The organism is Pseudomonas paraglycinae (assembly GCF_021601625.1).
Lineage (GTDB): Bacteria > Pseudomonadota > Gammaproteobacteria > Pseudomonadales > Pseudomonadaceae > Aquipseudomonas > Aquipseudomonas paraglycinae.
In genome coordinates this window covers 112,244-131,881 of record NZ_BQHR01000001.1, presented here as the reverse complement: position 1 = coordinate 131,881, position 19,638 = coordinate 112,244, and the positions used below count along the sequence as shown (strand labels likewise).

At 60.4% G+C, this 19,638-nt stretch carries 21 protein-coding genes and 1 tRNA gene; 14 read left to right on the top strand and 8 right to left on the bottom strand.

What is annotated here, in order from left to right:
* Positions 1-21 precede the first annotated feature (21 nt).
* The 6 genes from hisF to L6D82_RS00605 all read right to left on the bottom strand — a co-directional run bounded on the left by hisF (position 22) and on the right by L6D82_RS00605 (position 5,070).
* On the bottom strand, positions 22-792 hold the full coding sequence (gene hisF, locus L6D82_RS00630; protein ID WP_102687863.1) for an imidazole glycerol phosphate synthase subunit HisF: 771 nt from the start codon (positions 790-792) through the stop codon (positions 22-24).
* A 9-nt stretch (positions 793-801) separates the two neighbouring features.
* The gene (hisA, locus tag L6D82_RS00625) at positions 802-1,539 is read right to left on the bottom strand and encodes a 1-(5-phosphoribosyl)-5-[(5-phosphoribosylamino)methylideneamino]imidazole-4-carboxamide isomerase (RefSeq protein ID WP_003220753.1); all 738 of its coding nucleotides are present in this window, start codon (positions 1,537-1,539) and stop codon (positions 802-804) included.
* A gap of 102 nt (positions 1,540-1,641) precedes the next feature.
* On the bottom strand, positions 1,642-1,902 hold the full coding sequence (locus L6D82_RS00620; RefSeq protein WP_011332018.1) for a DUF2164 domain-containing protein: 261 nt from the start codon (positions 1,900-1,902) through the stop codon (positions 1,642-1,644).
* Positions 1,903-2,541, bottom strand: coding sequence for an imidazole glycerol phosphate synthase subunit HisH (gene hisH, locus L6D82_RS00615; RefSeq protein WP_236187850.1), 639 nt, complete (start codon positions 2,539-2,541; stop codon positions 1,903-1,905).
* Complete coding sequence (gene hisB, locus L6D82_RS00610; protein WP_192563168.1) at positions 2,541-3,134, bottom strand: imidazoleglycerol-phosphate dehydratase HisB; 594 nt, start codon at positions 3,132-3,134, stop codon at positions 2,541-2,543. Before hisB ends, hisH begins: the two co-directional genes overlap by 1 nt.
* Positions 3,135-3,405: 271 nt before the next feature.
* Positions 3,406-5,070, bottom strand: a complete 1,665-nt coding sequence (locus L6D82_RS00605) for an OFA family MFS transporter (protein WP_085611172.1) — start codon at positions 5,068-5,070, stop codon at positions 3,406-3,408.
* A gap of 354 nt (positions 5,071-5,424) precedes the next feature.
* Between L6D82_RS00605 and L6D82_RS00600 the strand changes: the two genes are divergently transcribed.
* The 5 genes from L6D82_RS00600 (at position 5,425) to L6D82_RS00580 (ending at position 9,638) form a co-directional block, all read left to right on the top strand.
* Entirely contained in the window at positions 5,425-7,650 is a 2,226-nt protein-coding gene (locus L6D82_RS00600) for an AsmA family protein (protein WP_236187848.1), read from the top strand.
* Entirely contained in the window at positions 7,647-8,714 is a 1,068-nt protein-coding gene (mutY, locus tag L6D82_RS00595; protein WP_236187847.1) for an A/G-specific adenine glycosylase, read from the top strand. The genes L6D82_RS00600 and mutY overlap by 4 nt, the downstream gene beginning before the upstream one ends.
* Positions 8,711-8,983 (top strand): oxidative damage protection protein, encoded by a 273-nt coding sequence (locus L6D82_RS00590; RefSeq protein ID WP_007952551.1) that lies wholly within the window; start codon positions 8,711-8,713, stop codon positions 8,981-8,983. Before mutY ends, L6D82_RS00590 begins: the two co-directional genes overlap by 4 nt.
* Before the next feature lie 104 nt (positions 8,984-9,087).
* A tRNA-Phe gene (locus L6D82_RS00585) sits at positions 9,088-9,163 on the top strand.
* A 136-nt stretch (positions 9,164-9,299) separates the two neighbouring features.
* Positions 9,300-9,638 (top strand): hypothetical protein, encoded by a 339-nt coding sequence (locus tag L6D82_RS00580; RefSeq protein WP_085746372.1) that lies wholly within the window; start codon positions 9,300-9,302, stop codon positions 9,636-9,638.
* Here the strand turns inward: L6D82_RS00580 and L6D82_RS00575 are convergent.
* Entirely contained in the window at positions 9,635-10,084 is a 450-nt protein-coding gene (locus L6D82_RS00575; protein WP_085746371.1) for a hypothetical protein, read from the bottom strand. The genes L6D82_RS00580 and L6D82_RS00575 overlap by 4 nt on opposite strands.
* A gap of 262 nt (positions 10,085-10,346) precedes the next feature.
* On the opposite strand from L6D82_RS00575, the gene L6D82_RS00570 reads away from it, so the two are divergent.
* From L6D82_RS00570 to L6D82_RS00560, 3 genes are read left to right on the top strand one after another with little or no spacing between them, the layout of a single operon-like run.
* Positions 10,347-11,300, top strand: a complete 954-nt coding sequence (locus tag L6D82_RS00570; protein ID WP_085746370.1) for an alpha/beta hydrolase family protein — start codon at positions 10,347-10,349, stop codon at positions 11,298-11,300.
* 20 nt (positions 11,301-11,320) lie between these two features.
* Complete coding sequence (locus L6D82_RS00565) at positions 11,321-11,734, top strand: hypothetical protein (protein WP_102687860.1); 414 nt, start codon at positions 11,321-11,323, stop codon at positions 11,732-11,734.
* 6 nt (positions 11,735-11,740) lie between these two features.
* Positions 11,741-12,193: a hypothetical protein gene (locus L6D82_RS00560; protein WP_039764661.1), complete on the top strand. Its 453-nt coding sequence runs from the start codon at positions 11,741-11,743 to the stop codon at positions 12,191-12,193.
* Between the two features lie 70 nt (positions 12,194-12,263).
* Here L6D82_RS00560 and gabP read toward each other — a convergent pair whose 3' ends face one another.
* A complete protein-coding gene (gene gabP, locus L6D82_RS00555; RefSeq protein ID WP_102687859.1) occupies positions 12,264-13,655 on the bottom strand; it encodes a GABA permease in 1,392 nt (463 codons plus the stop codon).
* A 552-nt stretch (positions 13,656-14,207) separates the two neighbouring features.
* Between gabP and L6D82_RS00550 the strand changes: the two genes are divergently transcribed.
* The 6 genes from L6D82_RS00550 to L6D82_RS00525 all read left to right on the top strand — a co-directional run bounded on the left by L6D82_RS00550 (position 14,208) and on the right by L6D82_RS00525 (position 19,580).
* Entirely contained in the window at positions 14,208-14,981 is a 774-nt protein-coding gene (locus L6D82_RS00550; protein ID WP_007897462.1) for an ABC transporter ATP-binding protein, read from the top strand.
* 13 nt (positions 14,982-14,994) lie between these two features.
* Positions 14,995-15,744, top strand: a complete 750-nt coding sequence (locus L6D82_RS00545; RefSeq protein ID WP_102687858.1) for an ABC transporter substrate-binding protein — start codon at positions 14,995-14,997, stop codon at positions 15,742-15,744.
* 78 nt (positions 15,745-15,822) lie between these two features.
* On the top strand, positions 15,823-16,515 hold the full coding sequence (locus L6D82_RS00540) for an ABC transporter permease (protein ID WP_102687857.1): 693 nt from the start codon (positions 15,823-15,825) through the stop codon (positions 16,513-16,515).
* Positions 16,515-17,204, top strand: coding sequence for an ABC transporter permease (locus tag L6D82_RS00535; RefSeq protein ID WP_236187845.1), 690 nt, complete (start codon positions 16,515-16,517; stop codon positions 17,202-17,204). Before L6D82_RS00540 ends, L6D82_RS00535 begins: the two co-directional genes overlap by 1 nt.
* On the top strand, positions 17,185-18,420 hold the full coding sequence (locus tag L6D82_RS00530) for a methyltransferase (protein WP_236187955.1): 1,236 nt from the start codon (positions 17,185-17,187) through the stop codon (positions 18,418-18,420). Before L6D82_RS00535 ends, L6D82_RS00530 begins: the two co-directional genes overlap by 20 nt.
* A gap of 344 nt (positions 18,421-18,764) precedes the next feature.
* A complete protein-coding gene (locus tag L6D82_RS00525; RefSeq protein WP_236187844.1) occupies positions 18,765-19,580 on the top strand; it encodes an FkbM family methyltransferase in 816 nt (271 codons plus the stop codon).
* Positions 19,581-19,638: the final 58 nt, after the last annotated feature.

Genomic DNA, 19,638 nt, shown 5'->3' with positions numbered 1-19,638 from the left:
TCCACTGGCCTGTATGGATGTTTAACGCATTACGATGCCGCGTTTGGCCATGTAGGCCTTGGCTTCTTGAACGGTGTATTCGCCGAAGTGGAAAATACTCGCCGCCAGTACTGCACTGGCGTGGCCTTCAAGAATGCCGTCAGCCAGATGCTGCAGGTTGCCGACGCCGCCGGAAGCGATCACCGGAATGCCCAGCGCATCGCTGATGGCGCGGGTCACACCGAGGTCGAAGCCGTTTTTCATACCGTCCTGATCCATGCTGGTCAGGAGGATTTCACCGGCACCCAGGCCTTCCATTTTCTTCGCCCACTCGACGGCGTCGAGGCCGGTCGGTTTGCGACCGCCGTGGGTGAAGATCTCCCAGCGCAGGGTTTCGCCCGGGCCCGAAACCTTCTTTGCGTCGATGGCGACGACAATGCATTGCGAGCCGAAATGCTGCGCCGCTTCGCCGACGAATTCCGGGTTGAACACAGCAGCGGTGTTGATCGACACCTTGTCCGCACCGGCGTTGAGCAGGTTGCGGATGTCCTGCACGGTCCGCACGCCACCGCCGACGGTCAGCGGAATGAACACCTGACTGGCCATGCGCTCGACGGTGTGCAGCGTGGTGTCACGGCCATCGACGCTGGCGGTGATGTCGAGAAAGGTAATCTCGTCGGCACCCTGCTCGTCGTAGCGACGGGCGATTTCCACCGGGTCGCCGGCGTCACGGATGTTCTCGAACTTCACACCTTTGACGACCCGGCCGTTGTCCACGTCCAGGCAAGGGATGATGCGTTTGGCCAGCGCCATGGTCAGTCCTCAGCCTTGGTACGAATCGCAGAAAGCTTGCGCTTCGGCGACGTCGAGAGTGCCTTCGTAGATCGCCCGGCCGGTGATGGCGCCGATGATGCCCGGTGCCTTGGCGTCGAGCAGCGACTTGATGTCACCCAGGTTGTGAATGCCGCCGGAAGCGATCACCGGGATCTTGGTGGCAGCAGCCAGCGCAGCGGTGAACGGAACGTTGCAGCCCTGCATCATGCCGTCTTTGGCGATGTCGGTATAAACGATCGAGGACACGCCGTCGGCTTCAAACTGCTTGGCCAGATCGATAACCTGCACGGTGCTGATTTCAGCCCAGCCATCGGTGGCGACAAAACCGTCCTTGGCATCCAGACCGACGATGATCTTGCCCGGGAACGCGCGGCAGGCTTCAGCGACGAACGCCGGATCCTTCACCGCTTTGGTGCCGATGATCACATAGCTGACGCCAGCCTTGACGTAGTGCTCGATGGTTTCCAGCGAACGGATGCCGCCGCCGATCTGGATCGGCAGGGTCGGGTAGCGCTTGGCGATCGCGGTCACCACTTCGCCGTTGACCGGCTGGCCTTCGAAAGCGCCGTTCAGGTCGACCAGATGCAGACGGCGGCAGCCGCCCTCCACCCACTTGGCAGCCATGCTCACCGGGTCATCGGAGAACACTGTGGAATCTTCCATGCGGCCCTGGCGCAGACGTACGCAGGCACCGTCTTTAAGATCGATAGCGGGAATAATCAGCATGCTTTTTCCTTCGTCAAAAGAGCTGCAAGCTGCAAGCCATAAGCTGCAAGCGCGCACGCGTGTGTACTTCTTGCAGCTTGCAGCTTGAAGCTTGCCGCTGCCCTAATTCTTCTCGAGCGCCCACAGGTCGCTTTCGATGCTTTCAAACCGCTCCTTGAGGTGGGTCTGCACATCGAAAATCGCCCTGTTGTAATAGTGCGGAGCAATTTCGCGGGTAAACAGCTCAAGAATTTCCGCCGCCTCGAACGAACCCAGGTCCAGTTCGAAACGATCCTCCATGAACCGCTGAATCTTGCGGTTGGCTTCACTCTCCTGCTCGGGAGTGAGGGTCAGGATCGGCGGCTTGGATTTCTTGACGGCCATTTACCAGCGACCGTCCCACGCAGCGAAGTTCTGCAGCAATTGCAGGCCATGGGTATGGCTCTTCTCCGGGTGGAACTGCACGGCGAAACGCGAACCTTCGGCCAGCGCCGCGGCGAAATCGACGCCGTAATGACCGCTGCCCACCACCTGCCGCGGGTTACCGGCGGCGATGTAATAGCTGTGCACGAAGTAGAAACGCGCCAGGTCCGGAATGTTGTGCCACAGCGGGTGATCCACCGCCTGCTTCACTTCGTTCCAGCCCATGTGCGGGACTTTCAGGTGCTCGCCGTCTTCATGCAGGTCTTTGCCGAAGAACTTCACCGCGCCCGGGAACAGGCCGATGCAGTCGACGCCGTCGTTCTCTTCGCTGCTGTCGAGCAAGGCTTGCATGCCGACGCAGATGCCGAGGAACGGACGATCCTGACTGACTTCACCCACCAGCGAATCGAAACCGAGGCGACGGATCTCCGCCATGCAATCGCGAATCGCGCCGACGCCGGGGAAAACCACCCGGTCGGCTTCGCGGATCACTGCCGCATCACTGGTGATCAGCACCTTGCCGGCACCAACGTGCTCGAGGGCCTTGGCCACCGAGTGCAGGTTGCCCATGCCGTAATCGATAACTGCAACCGTCTGCATTACAGGACGCCCTTGGTCGAAGGCATCTGGCCGGCCATGCGGTCATCCAGCTCGACGGCCATGCGCAGCGCGCGGCCGAATGCCTTGAACACGGTTTCGATCTGGTGGTGGGTGTTGGTGCCGCGCAGGTTGTCGATGTGCAGGCTGACCAGCGCGTGGTTGACGAAGCCCTGGAAGAATTCCTGGAACAGGTCGACGTCGAAGCCGCCAACGGTGGCGCGGGTGTACGGCACGTGCATCTGCAGGCCTGGGCGGCCGGAGAAGTCGATCACCACGCGCGACAGCGCTTCATCGAGCGGCACGTAGGCGTGGCCGTAGCGACGGATGCCTTTCTTGTCGCCAATGGCTTGCGCGAAGGCCTGGCCGAGGGTGATACCGACGTCTTCCACCGTATGGTGGTCGTCGATATGCAGATCGCCCTTGCATTCGATATCCAGGTCGATCAGCCCGTGACGGGCGATCTGATCCAGCATGTGCTCAAGAAAAGGAACACCGATATCGAATCGGGCCTTTCCGGTGCCATCAAGGTTGATCGAGGCTTTGATCTGGGTTTCCAGAGTGTCGCGCTCGACAGACGCCTTACGTTCGGCCATCACCAGCTCCGCAAAATCATTGGGCGAAAAAGGCAGCCATTATAGGGGCGCGGGGCCAAAACAGAAACATGAGAGGTGGAATGACTGACGGATAGAACCCCGTGCTGTCGGGGATAGACATGTCCATACAAGCATCGAAAGGCGCTGATCGCTCCCACGCTCTGCGTGGGAGTGCAGCCCCGGACGCTCTGCGTCCACTTCGGATCTGACGCAGAGCGTCAAAGGGAGGCATTCCCACGCAGAGCGTGGGAACGATCAGGTATAAACGATCTTAGTGGAATAGAACCGCCGTCTTCTGCAGGGTCACCCACACACCCCACGCCAACGGAATCCCCACCACCAGCCACGCAGCGATCGCCAATGGCTTGCTGCCCGGCGCGGCTTTCCACTCCAGCACGGTGCTGGCATCAGCACCCTTGTCGTGGCCCAGCGCCTGTTCGGCGGCCAGTTCGGCGTCGGTCATGAAGTACTTGTCGGCCACCGGGCGCACCAGCAGGTTGCACAGGAAGCCCAGCACCAGCAGGCCAGCGAGGATGTACAGGGTGATGTCGTAAGCGGCAGCGCGTTCAACACCGATGCTCAGCTGATACTCACGCAGGTAGTTCACCAGCACCGGACCCAGCACGCCAGCGGCGGCCCAGGCCGTCAGCAGACGACCGTGGATCGCGCCAACCATCTGTGTACCAAACAGGTCGGCCAGATAGGCCGGAACGGTCGCAAAACCACCGCCGTACATCGACAGGATGATGCAGAACGCCGCCACGAACAGCGCAACGTTGCCCAGGTGACCGAGGTTCGGGATCAGTGCGTACAGCGCAAAACCCAGCGCGAAGAACACGAAGTAAGTGTTCTTGCGGCCCAGGTAGTCCGAGAACGACGCCCAGAAGAAACGACCGCCGATGTTGAACAGGCTCAGCAGACCGGTGAAACCGGCCGCAATCGCAGCGATGGAAGCCAGTTGACCGGCGTCCAGCTGACCGAACGGCAGATCGTTACCCAGCAGCTTGCCGCCGAACACTTCCTGCAACAGTGGCGAAGCCATGCCGAGGATGCCGATACCGGCAGACACGTTCAGGCACAGCACCAGCCACACCAGACGGAATTGCGGGGTTTTCCACGCCACATTCACGTGAACGTGACGGTGGGTGATCATCGCGTTCGAGGCTTTCTTAGCCGGAGCGGTCCAGCCTTCAGGCTTCCAGCCGGTTGGCGGCACGCGGTAGGCCAAGGCGCCACCGATCATGAACACGAAGTAGATCGCGGCCATGGCCACGAAGCTCTGCCACACGCCCACGCCAGTCGGCGAAGCGAAATGGCTCATCAGAGCGGTCGCCAGTGGTGCACCAACCATCGCGCCACCACCGAAACCCATGATCGCCATGCCGGTCGCCATGCCGCGCTTGTCCGGGAACCACTTGATCAGGGTCGAAACCGGCGAGATGTAGCCCAGACCCAGACCGATACCGCCGATCACGCCGGAGCCGATCCACATCAGCCAGATCTGGTGGGTATAGATCCCCAGCGCAGAAATCAGCAGACCGCCGCACCAGCACAGTGCCGATACAACGCCGGCCTTGCGTGGACCTGCGTGTTCGAGCCAGCCACCCCAGATCGCTGCCGAGCAGCCGAGGAAGATGAAGAACAGGGTGTAGATCCAGCCGAGCATGGAGATCGGCCAGTCGCATTGCGACGAGAAGACTTGTGCGATGAAGCTCATGTCCGGTGCGCAAGCCACCGGAGCGGTTACACCCAGTGCCTTGGACAGCGGCAACCAGAACACCGAGAAGCCGTAGGCCATGCCGATGCACAGGTGAATGGCCAGAGCGGCCGGCGGGACCAGCCAACGGTTGAAACCGGGCTTGGCGATGATGCGTTCCTTGGACAGGAACCCGGGCTGATCGGCTTTGAAGCCGTCCGCCGTAATGGTCGTGCTCATTTTGTATCCCCCAATTATTAGTATGGTTCGCCAGCCACTGCCCACCCCGGCCTTTATGCACGCAGGCATGACCGTTTTTTGCGGGTGAAGCTCCTTGAAAGCGCGACGTTAAGTCGCAGATGGGCGGACGAACGGGCGAAGGTTACCATTTGCACGTGACAGAAAAACCAAACTGATATCACCTTTTTTGAGTCATCTGATCTCCTGATGCCGGGGAACCCCGATGCCGATCGTTGTCGAAGCGCTGTACATCACGGTTCAGCAGGCTGCACGGGACACCGCAACAGCGCGGGTTGATGCAGCGCTATACTCCCCGGCTAAATTACGAATTCGACTACTTACAAGGACTCGCCCATGAAAGCGTTCGGCAAAATCCTGGGTCTGGTACTTCTCGGGCTGTTGCTGATCATTGTGGCGGCGGGCTTCGCCCTGACCCACCTGTTTGATCCCAACGACTACAAAGACGAGATCCGCCAGATTGCCCGCGACAAGGCCCACATCGAGCTGACGCTCAATGGCGACATCGGCTGGAGCCTGTTCCCGTGGCTCGGCCTGGAACTGCACGAGGCCAGCGTCGCGACCCTGGCCAAGCCTGCCGAACCGTTCGCCGACCTGCAGATGCTCGGCCTGTCCGTGCGCGTGCTGCCGCTGCTGCGCCGAGAAGTGCAGATGAGCGACGTGCGCGTCGAAGGCCTGAACCTGCGCCTGAACCGTGACAAGAATGGTCATGGCAACTGGGAAGACATCGGCAAGGTGCCGCCCAAGGCCGGCAGCGCCCCGGCGCCAACCACCACGGCCGAAACCGCCCCCGAGGCCCCTGCGCAACCGGAAAAACCGGCCCAGCCGATCCGCCTCGACATCGACAGCCTGACCGTCAACAACGCCCGCGTGGAATACAACGACGAGCTGACCGGCAAGCAATTCAGCGCCGAAAGCATCCAGCTGAGCACCGGCGCGGTTCACGATTCGACCAACATCCCGGTCAAAGCCACCGCGTTCCTCGGCACCAACCAGCCAGTGCTGCGGGTGCGCACCGAGCTCAACGGCGAGCTGCGCTTCGAGCGCGCCCTGCAACGCTACAAGTTCGAAGACCTGAAGCTGTCCGGCGAGGTCGCCGGCGATCCGTTGCAAGGCAAGACCGTGACCTTCGCCGCTCAAGGCCAACTGTTGCTGGACAAGGCCGCCAACGTCGCCGAATGGACTGGCATCAAGCTCTCGGTCAATCAGCTGCGCGCCCTGGGCGAACTGAAGGCCAACGACCTGGACAAGACGCCACAGATCACCGGCGGGATTTCCATCGCCCAGTTCGACCTGGCGAAATTCGTCGACAGCATCGGCCAGACCCTGCCGGCCATGGCCGAAGGCAGCCTGAGCAAGGTTGAACTGGTCAGCCGTGTCGCCGCGACGCCGACCAGCGTGTCGCTGGACAACATCAACCTGAAACTCGACGACAGCAGCTTCAGCGGCCGCATCGCCGTCGAAGATTTCGCCAAGCAATCGCTGCGAGCGGTCCTCAAGGCCGACACCTTCAACGTCGACCGCTACCTGCCGCCGAAATCGGAAAAAGCCAATAACTCTACCCAGGTCCGTCAGGCCGAAGTCGCCAGTACCGAGGCCGATGCGATGGCGGGTGCCGGCAGCACACCGCTGCCGGAAAAACCGAGCAAAAGCGCCTGGAGCACCGAGCGCCTGTTTCCTGTCGAGCGCCTGAGCAAACTCGACGTAAATGCCGACCTGACCTTCGGCCAGTTGACCCTCGACAAGCTGCCGATCCAGAACGCCGCGTTGAAAGCCACCGGCCAGGGTGGCCTGCTGACCCTGGAGAACCTGCGCGGCGAGTTGTACAACGGCGACTTCGAAGCCAAGGGCACGCTGGACGTGCGCCAGACCGCGCCGGTGCTGAACCTGCAAACCCGGATCAACCGGGTGCCGGTGGAGAAAATCCTCGAAAGCCAGGGCAAGAATCCGCCGGTCAAGGGTCTGGTCAATCTCACCAGCACCGTCACCGGTAGCGGCAACAGCCAGCAGGCGCTGATCGAAACCCTCAACGGCAACGCCAGCTTCGTGATCAACAACGGCGTGTTGCTCAACGCCAACCTTGAACAGCAACTGTGCAAGGGCATCGCCACCCTTAACCGCAAATCCCTGAGCGGCGAGCCGCGCGGCAAGGACACGCCGTTCCAGGAGCTCAAGGGCAACCTGACCTTCCGCAACGGCGTGGCCAGCAACCCGGACCTGAAAGTGCGCATCCCCGGCATGAGCGTCAACGGTGACGGCGATATCGACCTCAAAGTGCTGGGCATGGACTATCGCGTCGGCATCATCGTCGAAGGTGACACCAGCGCCATGCCGGACCCGGCCTGCCAGGTCGGCGACAAATTCGTCGGCATCGAATGGCCGCTGCGTTGCCGTGGCCCGCTGGAACTGGGCGCCAAGGCCTGCCGCGTGGACAACGAACGCATGGGCCAGGTCGCGAGCAAACTGGCCGGCGACAAGATCAGCGAAAAAATCGACGAGAAACTGGGTGACAAAGTCAGCCCGGAACTGAAAAACGCATTGAAGGGGCTGTTCAAGCGATGAGAGCGGAGCAGTTTTCCACGGCGGTGCTGGAATGGTTCGACCGCCACGGACGCCATGATTTGCCCTGGCAACAGAACATCAACCCGTATCGGGTGTGGGTGTCCGAGATCATGTTGCAGCAGACTCAGGTCAGCACCGTGCTCAATTACTTCGACCGGTTCATGGCGGCACTGCCGACGGTCGAAGCCCTGGCCGAAGCGCCGGAGGACGAGGTGCTGCACCTGTGGACGGGCCTGGGTTACTACACCCGCGCGCGCAACTTGCAGAAGACCGCGAAGATCGTCGTCAGCCAGTATGGCGGCGAGTTTCCGCGCGATGTCGAGAAGCTTACCGAGCTGCCGGGCATCGGCCTGTCCACCGCTGGCGCGATCGCCAGCATCAGCATGGCCCTGCGCGCGCCAATCCTCGACGGCAACGTCAAACGGGTGCTGGCGCGCTTTACCGCGCAGGAGGGCTACCCCGGCGAGCCAAAGGTCGCCAAACAGCTGTGGGCCAACGCCGAGCGCTTTACGCCGCAGGATCGGGTCAACGCCTACACCCAGGCGATGATGGATCTGGGCGCCACGCTCTGCACCCGCAGCAAGCCGAGCTGCCTCCTGTGTCCGCTGGAAAAGGGCTGCGAAGCGCACATGCTCGGCCTGGAGACGCGTTACCCGATCCCCAAACCGCGCAAGGCTATCCCGCAGAAACGCACGCTGATGCCGCTGCTGGCCAACGAGGAGGGCGCGATTCTGCTTTATCGCCGCCCGTCCAGCGGATTGTGGGGCGGTTTGTGGAGCCTGCCGGAACTCGATGGCCTCGACGACCTGCAACACCTCGCTGCGCAGCACTCGCTGGAACTGGGCGAGCAGCAGGCGCTGCCGAGCCTGGTCCACACCTTCAGCCACTTCCAGCTGTCCATCGAACCCTGGCTGGTTCAGGTGCAGGAGGCCGGCGGTCACGTGGCCGAGGCCGACTGGCTCTGGTATAACCTCGCCACCCCGCCGCGCCTGGGCCTCGCCGCCCCGGTCAAGACCTTGCTCGAACGCGCGGCCGCCGTCTTGAATGCAGGAGAGTCGACATGACCCGCACCGTAATGTGCCGCAAGTACAAAGAACAACTCGAAGGTCTGGAGCGCCCACCGTACCCGGGCGCCAAGGGCCAGGACATCTTCGAACACGTCTCGGCCAAGGCCTGGGCCGACTGGCAGAAACACCAGACACTGCTGATCAACGAAAAACGCCTGAACATGATGAACGCCGAAGACCGCAAATTTCTTCAGGGCGAAATGGACAAGTACTTCTCCGGCGAGGAATACGCTCAAGCGGAAGGCTACGTTCCGCCTGCAGAGTAAACCCCGCGAAATCGGGGGTCGGATCGTAAGCGACGGAATTAATTTAAGAAATTTTAAAAAAGTCGTTGACGTAAATCCGAAAAACCCTTTTAATGCGCCCCGTTGCCCAGATAGCTCAGTCGGTAGAGCAGGGGATTGAAAATCCCCGTGTCGGCGGTTCGATTCCGTCTCTGGGCACCAAATACCGAAAACCCTGAATCGCAAGATTCAGGGTTTTTTTATGCCTGCGATTTGATGACGGCCCGATCCCGCCCTTCTTGCAGGCCGGAATTCGCGATACGTTGCTCAACCCTTAAGGAAGAGGGTCATCACCGCGATGAACCAGAAAAGAACCCGCGTCCCCCTGCCCCATCCTGCGCCACCCGTAAAACGCACCGACTGGTTGATGATCGCTCTCGGCACCGTACTGACCCTCTGCGTAGGCCTGATCACTTATGAAACGGTGAACGGCCTGATTCAGGGACGCATCAGCAACATGGCTCGGGGGAAACACTTCGCCGTGTATTCACAGGCCGAACAGTCCTTCGACTTCTGGTTCACTGTTGCCACGCACTGCCTCTTCGCACTCTTCCTGTCGGGCGCTGCCTGGCTTCTGATCTGGATGGGACGCACCGCGACGGTCACGCCACCCGGGCGTGACCGTCGGCGACGTTAGGTGTTGTCGCTCCAGTGGAACACCAGATTGCGCGCAGCACCGCCGCCTACTTGCGCCACATCCCGACGCGTTTCACCCTTGCGGGTGGCGACGACCGTGTACTTGCCTGGCGGTAACTGAACGTACACCAATGGCCCGGTCTGATTCAGCGTCAGCACGGTTTGACCGGGGGCTTTCTGGATCGCCACGTCGACATCGGCGGTGTATTCGTTTTGCGTACCGACAGCGAAGGTCATGTGCAGGTTGTAGCCCGCGGATTGCTGAATGGCTTTCGACTCATCTTCACCAATCCCGCCGGCCAGATAGCGAACGCCGTTTTGCTCTTGCTGTTGAACCTGCACAGCGGAATTGTCGATCGGCTCCAGACTCGCAGCCTGCGCCATGATCGGAAACAGCAGTACCGCCGCAGCGGCAAGGGGCAGCACGAATGAAAGAACGCGTTTCATGAGGACGACTCCCGGGCTCTCGTGGAACCCAATCGTTACCTCTTTTTAGATTTTTTCTTGCGGGGCGGGTTTTAGAACGATTGGGAGTTGCCTTGAATGCGAAAAGGACTACAGAAGTATCTTCCAGCCAATTCATGACGCACTGCGTCACGGATTGGCGACCGCCTCGAACCGTCAATCCGCTACGCACTGCGTACCAAGTCATTGCGTTACATCCCGCGTGAAGTTCATTCTCGACCCGTCCTAGCCAGGCTCTAAACCCATGAACCTACAAAGTGCGCCGCCTCCCCTTGGCCAAGCATCCGACGTTGAAAGCGAGCCCTTCCACGAGCCCGCCGCCGACGGCTATCTGCTCGGCGGTTTCACCTGGCGTCACGCGACACCGGATCCACAATGCCCGGTGGTGATCATCAACGCCGCCACGTCCGTGCGCTGCCGCCACTACTCGCGCTTCGCGGCGTATCTGTTCGCCAACGGCTTCGACGTGATCATTTACGACTACCGGGGCATTGGCGAGTCGCGGCCGAAGTCGATGAGGCATTTGCAGGCTTCGTGGACGGATTGGGGCGCGCTGGATTTCGAGGCGATGCTCAAACGCGCGCAGCGAGAGTTTCCCGGGCAGCCGATCGATGTGGTCGGGCACAGCTTCGGCGGCTGCGCAGCAGGCCTGGGGGCGTCCGGACAGGTAATCCGACGACTGGTGACGGTCGGCGCGCAATTCGCTTACTGGCGCGATTACGCGCCCGAGCACCGCTGGCGAATGTTCGGCAAATGGCACCTGCTGATGCCGCTGGTCACGCTGTTCTGTGGCTACTTCCCGGGCAAACGAATTGGCTGGCTGGAAGACACGCCTGCCGGTGTGGTGCGCGACTGGAGCACACCTGCCGCGCGCTATGAGCGGCGCCCGAGCGGGAGAACGATGACGGACTTGCCCTTCGCCAACGTCCGGGCCAAAGCCCTGGCAATCAGCATCAGCGACGATCCCTACGGCACGATTCCCGCCATCGAACGCCTGCTGGCTTACTTCCAGAATGCGCAGAAGACCCACCTGCGAATCGAGCCGCAGGACATCGGCGAACAGCAAGTCGGACATTTCGCCTTTTTTCGCAACGCATACCAAGCCACACTATGGCCCATCGCTCTGACCTGGCTGCAGACCGGAGAACTGGCCTCCGACACACCGGGGCGCGAAATCCCACGCAGCCAAGCCCTTTAACGCACCACGGAACACACACCATGGCTTCCGCCAACAAGCAGCAAAAACGCGCCGCCCGGGCCAAGACCAAGGCCAAGCAGAACCGCACCAAACGCGCGGAAACGCCGGTCGAGCTGGACCCGAACGACGACCGCATCGATTTCGAGTCGGTGGACCTGACCGAACTGTTCAAGAAAATGATCGACGCCGAAAAGATCAGCCAGCAGGCCCTGTGCACCGCGTTCCTCGAAGACCCGCTGCTGGAGCTGGTGTACGAGCAGGAAGGCGAAGAAGGCGCGATGGACTTCATCCTCGCCGCGCTGATCCAGTACCGCCAGTGGGCCACCGAGACTGACGAGGCAGGCGCTCTGGCGTGGATCGAATCGCCGGATTTCCAGAAAGACTATGTGGCCGCGTCCGACGCAATCGCCGCACAAACCCAACAGAAAAACTGAGTTCCCATGGCATCCCTGAACAAGCAACAGAAACGCGCCAAACGCGCCAAGGCCAAAGCCAAGCAAATCCGCATGGTCGGTCGCAAACCGCTGGCCCAGGACGATGACCTCGGTCACCTCGCCGAGCCGATCCCGGAATACACCCTGGCGATGTTCAGCAAAATGCGCGACGCCGAAGCCGTCAGCCGCAACGAAATGCTCCTGACGCTGCTGCGTGAACTGGCGTTCATCATCGTCGACCATCCTGAACTGCTGGACATGGAAAACGCCGAGAACGAAGGCATGGCCGCCACTCACCTGGCCGCCGACATGCTGATCGACTACCGCATGTGGGCCGATGGCATGGATCGCGAGACCGCCCAGGCGTGGCTGAGCGAACCGCAGTTCATCAGCGATTTCGGGATTGCGCTGGACACCTACGGTCAGTCGGTGGAAGCGCAGGAAGAAAAGAGCGAATAAACCGCTCGCAGTAACAAAAACGGCCGCTTGTCATCACTGACAGCGGCCGTTTTGCGTTACTCGTGGCGGATCAGTTCAAAACTGCCGCACCACGGTTTTCCACCTTGCGACGACGAGCTACCAACAGACCGGTAGCTACGACGACCAGACTCAGCAGGCCGGTCGCGAGGATTTCCACGCGGTGGGCGTCCTGGAACAGCATGATGGTCAGGGCCGCGACGATGAATACGATCACCGCGTAGGTCAGGCCCGGGAACAGCCACATGCTGAAGACGATTTTCTCGCCGCGAGCCATGCGTTGTTTACGCATGCGCAGTTGCGAAATCGCGATCACCAGGTACACCAGCAGCGCGATGGCGCCGGAGCTCGCCAGCAGGAACTCGAACACCGCAGCCGGGGCCACGTAGTTGGCGAAGGTGCACAGGAACGCCGCGCCGGTAGACAGCATCACCGCCCAGTAAGGCGTGCCGCTCTTGTTGGTGCGGGTCGCCATGGCCGGTGCATCGCCACGCTTGCCGAGGGAGAACAGCATGCGCGAAGAGGTGTACAGCGCCGAGTTCAGGCAGCTGGTCACAGCAACCAGAACCACGATGTCGACGATCATCTTGGCGTTCGGGATGCCCATGCGCTCAAGCACGGTCTGGTAGGAACCGACGCTGGCCAGAACCGGGTCGTTCCATGGCACCAGGGCCACAACGATGAAGATCGACACGAGGTAGAACAGGCCGATCCGCCAGATCACCGAGTTGGTGGCCTTGGAGATCTGCTTGCCAGGGTTCTTTGATTCCGCGGCCGCGATGGTCACGATCTCGGTACCCATGAAGGAGAACATGGTGGTCAGGATTGCGCCCAGCACTGCGCCCATGCCGTTTGGCAGGAAGCCCTGGGTGTCGAAGATGTGCGACACGCCGCTGACCTGGCTGTTCGGCAGGAAACCGAAAATGGCCGCGACGCCAAGAATGATGAAACCGATGATCGCCACCACTTTGAGCAGGGCGAACCAGAATTCGAACTCACCGTAGTTTTTCACGCTGAACAGGTTGGTCACCGTCAGCAGCATGGTGATGATCAGCGCGAACGCCCAGATATCCACACCCGGGAACCACGCATGCAGGATGGTTGCGGCGGCGTTGGCTTCCAGCGGAATCACCAAAACCCAGAACCACCAGTACAGCCAGCCGATGGTGAAACCGGCCCAGTGACCGATGGCACGGTCGGCGTAAGTCGAGAACGAGCCGGTATCAGGCGAGGCAACAGCCATTTCGCCGAGCATGCGCATCACCAGCACAACCAGCGCGCCGGCAGCGGCGTAAGCCAAGAGAACAGCGGGACCGGCAGCGGCGATGGCGTGGCCGGAGCCTACGAACAGACCTGCACCGATCACCCCGGCGATCGACAGCATGGTCACATGACGCGGTTTGAGCCCCTGTTCGAGGCCATTGGAGCTTTGGGTACTGCTCATTGGAACTACCTTTGCGAGGAAAGCGATTGCGTCCGGCCCGTCTGGTGTTCCTTCTCGTAAAAAGAATCCAACGGGGCGTTCCGGATTCTGCACGCAATAAATGCGCCAAAATGTTTCAAACTCTTCTGCCGTGCGGTTTTCCGCGCGACCGGACAGTCATCGCAAGTCCTTGAGAATAATGGCCTTTCGCCAAAGCGTTACCCTGCGACTCACTTTTCAAACGAATCAGCGCACCAGAAACACACTGAAAAAGTACGGGATGCACAATAAAAGGGCGAATGAGGAACGTTCGGCCGGTTAGCGCTTCCAACACCCCGCCAAAGGTGGCAACATCGCGCCTTTTTTTACGCGACACCCACGGGAATCCACGTTCAAACACCCGTTCGGTTGTTGATGGGGCGACAGCCTGCTGCGCCGATGCGACAACCTGCCACACGCCATCCGTTTACCGCTCGTAGCGCTGTTGGCTGCCATTGAAACGCTATGCTAGCTTGGCCGCCTCGCCAGGAAGGCCAACCAACAGCAGGAGCGCAACATATATGAGGAACGCACATGGCTGAGGCCACGCCCGCGCTTGAAATCCGCAACTTGCACAAACGCTACGGACAGCTTGAGGTGCTCAAAGGCATCTCGCTGACCGCCCGCGACGGCGATGTGATCTCGATCCTGGGTTCCTCCGGTTCCGGCAAGTCCACGTTCCTGCGTTGCATCAACCTGTTGGAAAACCCGCATCAGGGCCAGATCCTGGTGGCCGGGGAAGAACTCAAGCTCAAGGCCGCCAAGAATGGCGAACTGGTTGCCGCCGACGGCAAGCAGATCAATCGCCTGCGCTCCGAGATTGGTTTTGTGTTTCAAAACTTTAATCTGTGGCCGCACATGAGCGTGCTCGACAACATCATCGAAGCCCCGCGCCGCGTGCTCGGCCAGAGCAAGGCCGAAGCCATCGAGGTCGCCGAAGCGCTGCTGGCCAAGGTCGGCATCGCCGACAAGCGCCACGCCTACCCGGCGCAACTGTCCGGCGGCCAGCAGCAGCGCGCGGCGATTGCCCGCACGCTGGCGATGCAGCCCAAGGTGATCCTGTTCGACGAGCCCACCTCCGCCCTTGACCCGGAAATGGTCCAGGAAGTACTTAATGTCATCCGCGCATTGGCCGAAGAAGGCCGCACCATGCTGCTCGTGACCCATGAAATGGGCTTCGCCCGTCAGGTCTCCAGCGAGGTGGTGTTCCTCCACCAGGGCCTGGTAGAAGAGCAAGGATCGCCACAGCAGGTGTTCGAAAACCCGCTTTCGGCGCGCTGCAAACAATTCATGTCCAGCAACCGCTAACGGAGCTACCCGCATGCAGAACTACAAAAAGGTCTTCCTGGCCGCCGCCGTCACACTCGCGTTCAGCGCCGGTGCAATGGCCGAGACCCTGAAGATGGGCATCGAAGCGGCTTACCCGCCGTTCAACAATAAAGACGCCAGCGGCAACGTCGTCGGCTTCGACAAAGACATCGGCGACGCCCTGTGCGCCAAGATGAAAGTTGAATGCTCCGTGGTCACCTCCGACTGGGACGGCATCATCCCGGCCCTGAACGCCAAGAAGTTCGACTTCCTGATTTCCTCGCTGTCGATCACCGACGAGCGCAAGGGCGCGGTGGACTTCACCGACCCGTACTACTCGAACAAACTGCAGTTCATCGCGCCGAAAAACGTCGATTTCAAAACCGACAAGGACGCGCTCAAGGGCAAGATCATCGGTACGCAACGCGCAACCTTGGCAGGCACCTGGCTCGAAGACACTTACGGTAGCGATATCCAGGTCAAACTTTATGACACCCAGGAAAACGCCTACCTGGACCTGACCTCCGGTCGTGTCGATGCCATCCTCGCCGACAAGTACGCCAACTATGACTGGCTGAAAACCGACGCCGGCAAGAACTACGAGTTCAAGGGTGACCCGGTCGTGGAAAGCGACAAGATCGGCATCGCCGTGCGCAAAGGTGACCCATTGCGCGAGAAGCTGAACGCCGCATTGAAGGAAATCGTCGCCGACGGTACCTACAAAAAGATCAACGACAAGTACTTCCCGTTCAGCATCTATTGATCCTGACCTGCGGGACCTGCGCCGTGATCAGACGGTGCAGGCTCCCGATCTTGCCTGCCGCGATTTGAAAAGAAATCCATGATTATCGATCTCCACGGATTCGGCCCGGTGCTACTCGCCGGCGCGCTGATGACCGTCAAACTGGCACTCTCGGCCCTGTGCGTCGGGCTGGTGCTCGGTCTGCTCGGTGCCTTGGCCAAGACTTCCCCGTACAAGCCGCTGCAGTGGCTTGGCGAAACCTACTCGACCCTCGTACGCGGTGTGCCGGAACTGCTATGGGTTCTGCTGATCTACCTCGGCACCGTCAAGACGATGAATGCCATTGGCGAATACTTTGGTAATCCCGACCTGGCACTGAGCCCTTTCGTGGCAGGCGTAACCGCCCTCGGACTGTGCTTCGGCGCCTATGCCACGGAAGTCTTTCGTGGCGCGCTCCTGGCCATTCCCAAAGGTCACCGTGAGGCCGGCCAGGCCCTGGGCCTGTCAAAATGGCGGATCTTCACCCGACTGATCATGCCGCAGATGTGGCGTATCGCCCTGCCTGGCCTTGGCAACCTGTTCATGATTCTGATGAAAGACACCGCGCTGGTGTCGGTCATAGGACTGGAAGAAATCATGCGCAATGCGCAGAACGCCGTAACCTTCGCCAAGCATCCATTCACTTTCTATCTGGTTGCAGCCTTCATGTATCTGGTCCTGACCATACTGGCGATGATCACTATGCACTTCCTGGAAAAACGCGCCGCTCGTGGCTTCGTGAGGACGACGTAATGGAATGGGAAGTCATCTATAAGTGGCTGCCGAAGTTCTTTCAGGGCGCCCTGCTGACACTCGAACTCTTGGGTATTGCCGTTATTCTCGGGTTGTTGCTGGCGATTCCTCTGGGCATCGCTCGTTCCTCCAAACTCTGGTTTGTCCGCGCATTTCCTTACGCTTATATCTTTTTCTTCCGTGGCACTCCGTTGCTCGTGCAGTTGTTCCTGGTCTACTACGGCCTGGCTCAGTTCGACGCCGTACGCGACAGCTTCATGTGGCAGTACCTGCGCGACCCATTCTGGTGTGCCACCGCCACGATGACGTTGCACACAGCCGCCTACATCGCCGAGATCCTGCGTGGCGCCATCCAAGCCATCCCGCCGGGTGAGATCGAAGCCGCACGCGCACTGGGCATGTCCAAGGCCAAGGCATTGTTCTATATCGTCCTGCCCCGCGCCGCGCGCATCGCTCTGCCGGCCTACAGCAACGAAGTTATTCTGATGCTGAAGGCCAGTTCTCTGGCGAGCACGGTGACCTTGCTCGAACTCACTGGCATCACCCGCACCATCATTGCCCGCAACTACCTGACAGTGGATATGTTCTTCACCGCAGGCGTCATTTACCTGCTGATGTCGTTTGTGCTCGTTCAGGCGTTCAAGCAGCTGGAGCGGTGGTTGCGTGTCGATGCGTGCCAAGGGCGCTGATTCTTCCGGCGTGCTGACGGGCGAGGCCCTGCTCGCCCGTTTCACGGCACTGGATGCATTTCTCACGGCCCATCAGGGATTGTGGAAACCCCGCCCTTTCACTCATCTGCAACTGCCTTGGGAAGCGTCCTACCCGGAACTGGCCTCGTGGCTACGCGGACGGTCGCTGGAAGATGCGGAAAATGCCCACAACCAACCTGCCGAACTTTTGGATGCGCCGGAGCCGTTTGCTTCATTGGCGGCGTTGTCGCTTGAGTTGAGTTCGGTCGGTGAGTTGCCTGCGCATTCGCTGGAAGCCGCCGGGCATCGTCTGAATGTCGATGTGCCGGGGCGCAAATGGCAGCAGATCGAAGCCTTCGCCAGCCGCTTGTCGTTTGCCGCGCAACCGAAGCACTGGCTGGATTGGTGTTCGGGCAAAGGCCACTTGGGCCGGCGCCTGCTCGGTGCCGACCAACAACTCACCTGCCTGGAATACGACCCGGCGCTGGTTGCCAGCGGTCAGGCGCTGAGTCAGCGTCATCACCTGCATGCGCTGCATGTCGAGCAGGATGTGCTCGCGGCGAACACCGCTTTATTGCTGAACGCCGAACACACGCCTGTTGCCCTGCATGCTTGCGGCGATCTGCATGTTCGATTGATGCAACTGGCCTCCGCCGCTGGCTGCCGACAATTGGCGATCGCCCCGTGCTGCTACAACCGGATCAGTCGCACTGAATATCAGGCGTTGTCCTCCGCAGGTTCGCGATCAGACCTACAGCTCTCGCTGGAAGATCTTTCACTGCCAATGAGCGAAACCGTCACCGCCGGTGCCCGTGTCCGGCGTCAGCGTGATACATCCATGACCCGCCGCCTCGCTTTCGATCTTCTGCAACGGCAGGTACGCGGCACCGACGAATACCTGCCGACGCCGTCCCTGCCGAGCGTCTGGCTGGACAAACCGTTCTCTGATTACTGCCGCGATCTGGCAGCGTTGAAAGAGTTATCCACAATCGGCTCGCCAGATTGGGTAGCACTGGAAGCCGCCGGTTGGCAGCGATTGGCCGAAGTTCGCAACCTGGAATTGCTGCGCGGATTGTTCCGACGGCCGCTGGAGCTCTGGCTGAATCTGGATCGGGCACTTTTCCTCACCGAGCAGGGATACATCGTACGCCTCGGCACCTTCTGCGAGGCGCCGCTCACACCGCGCAATTTCCTGTTGCTGGCCGAACGCGTTTAATCCTTCACAGCCTGTGGATAACTCTGTTGATGGAATTATCGTGGATCCAATATCCACGGCTGTTCCAGGCCATTAACAGTACTGGTCATTTTTTGTTCACACAAATAAAAAACCGGCAAAACAGGGATTTGCGACTCAAATGATAACCCGTCCGCAAAAACCTGCCTGAGCCAGCCCTCTTCAAGGCCTGTTGTGCATAAGCCCTCGACCAAAAGGACATAACCGCCGAATCGCGGACGCCGGCAACGGGCAATTGCGCCTGCCATCCGCCCTTGCTATACAGACCTACGCCGTGCAGGTAGCGCGCGCCCGAACAAGAAAAATCTGACCGACAGGAAGCGACCGTGACGTTCATTTCTTACGCACAGAATTTCGAGGACGTTCGCCTTTGGCGCGCCCTTCAGTATTTTGAAAACGGTTTTTATATCGATGTCGGCGCCAATGACCCTATCCACGATTCGGTCACCAAAGCTTTTTATGATCGCGGCTGGCAGGGCATCAACGTCGAACCGATGCAGAACTACCACGACGCACTCCGCCAGCATCGTCCCCGCGACACCACGCTGCAATGCGTGGCCAGCGACCACCCGGGCGAACTGACTTTCTACGGCATTGCCGACACCGGCCTGTCCACCGCTGACCCGGTCGTTGCGCAAGAACGCAAAAACCTCGGCATGGACGTGCAAAGCTTCACTGTCAACGCACGCACACTGACCTCGATCTGCGAAGAGCACGCCGCCGAGCGGCCGATCCACTTCCTGAAAATCGACGTCGAGGGCCACGAAGAAACCGTCCTGCGCGGCATGGACTTCAGCCGCTTCCGCCCCTGGATCATCCTCATCGAAACCCCATGGGAGCGCGACCACACCTGGGAACACCTGGTGACCGACGCCGGCTACACCAACGTCCTGTTCGACGGCCTCAACAGCTTCTTCCTGGCCAACGAACACATCAACCTCAAACCCGCGTTCGACCTGCCACCGTGCAACCTCGACAACTTCCAGCTGTGCAAAGGCCACAACCTCGCCCACCCGGTAAACCCGGCCCTGGAAACCGCCCTGCAACGCGCCGAACAGGCCGAAGCCCAACTGCGCGCCATGCAAAACAGCCGCGCCTGGCGCGCTGTACAAAAACTGCGCAACGTCCTGCGCCGGGCGTGAATCGCAGAGGGCGCAAAAATAGTCTGAATTCAGGGGTTTACAGAAGCACCCGAGTCGC

Bases quoted from the DNA above. Each gene is read 5' to 3' on its own strand.
- L6D82_RS00575 (WP_085746371.1), bottom strand. From the start codon at position 10,084: ATGAAACGCGTTCTTTCATTCGTGCTGCCCCTTGCCGCTGCGGCGGTA.
- L6D82_RS00560 (WP_039764661.1), top strand. From the start codon at position 11,741: ATGGCATCCCTGAACAAGCAACAGAAACGCGCCAAACGCGCCAAGGCC.
- hisA (WP_003220753.1), bottom strand. From the start codon at position 1,539: ATGCTGATTATTCCCGCTATCGATCTTAAAGACGGTGCCTGCGTACGT.
- hisB (WP_192563168.1), bottom strand. From the start codon at position 3,134: ATGGCCGAACGTAAGGCGTCTGTCGAGCGCGACACTCTGGAAACCCAG.
- L6D82_RS00570 (WP_085746370.1), top strand. From the start codon at position 10,347: ATGAACCTACAAAGTGCGCCGCCTCCCCTTGGCCAAGCATCCGACGTT.
- gabP (WP_102687859.1), bottom strand. From the start codon at position 13,655: ATGAGCAGTACCCAAAGCTCCAATGGCCTCGAACAGGGGCTCAAACCG.
- L6D82_RS00530 (WP_236187955.1), top strand. From the start codon at position 17,185: ATGCGTGCCAAGGGCGCTGATTCTTCCGGCGTGCTGACGGGCGAGGCC.
- L6D82_RS00580 (WP_085746372.1), top strand. From the start codon at position 9,300: ATGAACCAGAAAAGAACCCGCGTCCCCCTGCCCCATCCTGCGCCACCC.
- hisH (WP_236187850.1), bottom strand. From the start codon at position 2,541: ATGCAGACGGTTGCAGTTATCGATTACGGCATGGGCAACCTGCACTCG.
- L6D82_RS00590 (WP_007952551.1), top strand. From the start codon at position 8,711: ATGACCCGCACCGTAATGTGCCGCAAGTACAAAGAACAACTCGAAGGT.
- L6D82_RS00605 (WP_085611172.1), bottom strand. From the start codon at position 5,070: ATGAGCACGACCATTACGGCGGACGGCTTCAAAGCCGATCAGCCCGGG.
- mutY (WP_236187847.1), top strand. From the start codon at position 7,647: ATGAGAGCGGAGCAGTTTTCCACGGCGGTGCTGGAATGGTTCGACCGC.
- L6D82_RS00565 (WP_102687860.1), top strand. From the start codon at position 11,321: ATGGCTTCCGCCAACAAGCAGCAAAAACGCGCCGCCCGGGCCAAGACC.
- L6D82_RS00545 (WP_102687858.1), top strand. From the start codon at position 14,995: ATGCAGAACTACAAAAAGGTCTTCCTGGCCGCCGCCGTCACACTCGCG.
- hisF (WP_102687863.1), bottom strand. From the start codon at position 792: ATGGCGCTGGCCAAACGCATCATCCCTTGCCTGGACGTGGACAACGGC.
- L6D82_RS00620 (WP_011332018.1), bottom strand. From the start codon at position 1,902: ATGGCCGTCAAGAAATCCAAGCCGCCGATCCTGACCCTCACTCCCGAG.
- L6D82_RS00540 (WP_102687857.1), top strand. From the start codon at position 15,823: ATGATTATCGATCTCCACGGATTCGGCCCGGTGCTACTCGCCGGCGCG.
- L6D82_RS00550 (WP_007897462.1), top strand. From the start codon at position 14,208: ATGGCTGAGGCCACGCCCGCGCTTGAAATCCGCAACTTGCACAAACGC.
- L6D82_RS00600 (WP_236187848.1), top strand. From the start codon at position 5,425: ATGAAAGCGTTCGGCAAAATCCTGGGTCTGGTACTTCTCGGGCTGTTG.
- L6D82_RS00535 (WP_236187845.1), top strand. From the start codon at position 16,515: ATGGAATGGGAAGTCATCTATAAGTGGCTGCCGAAGTTCTTTCAGGGC.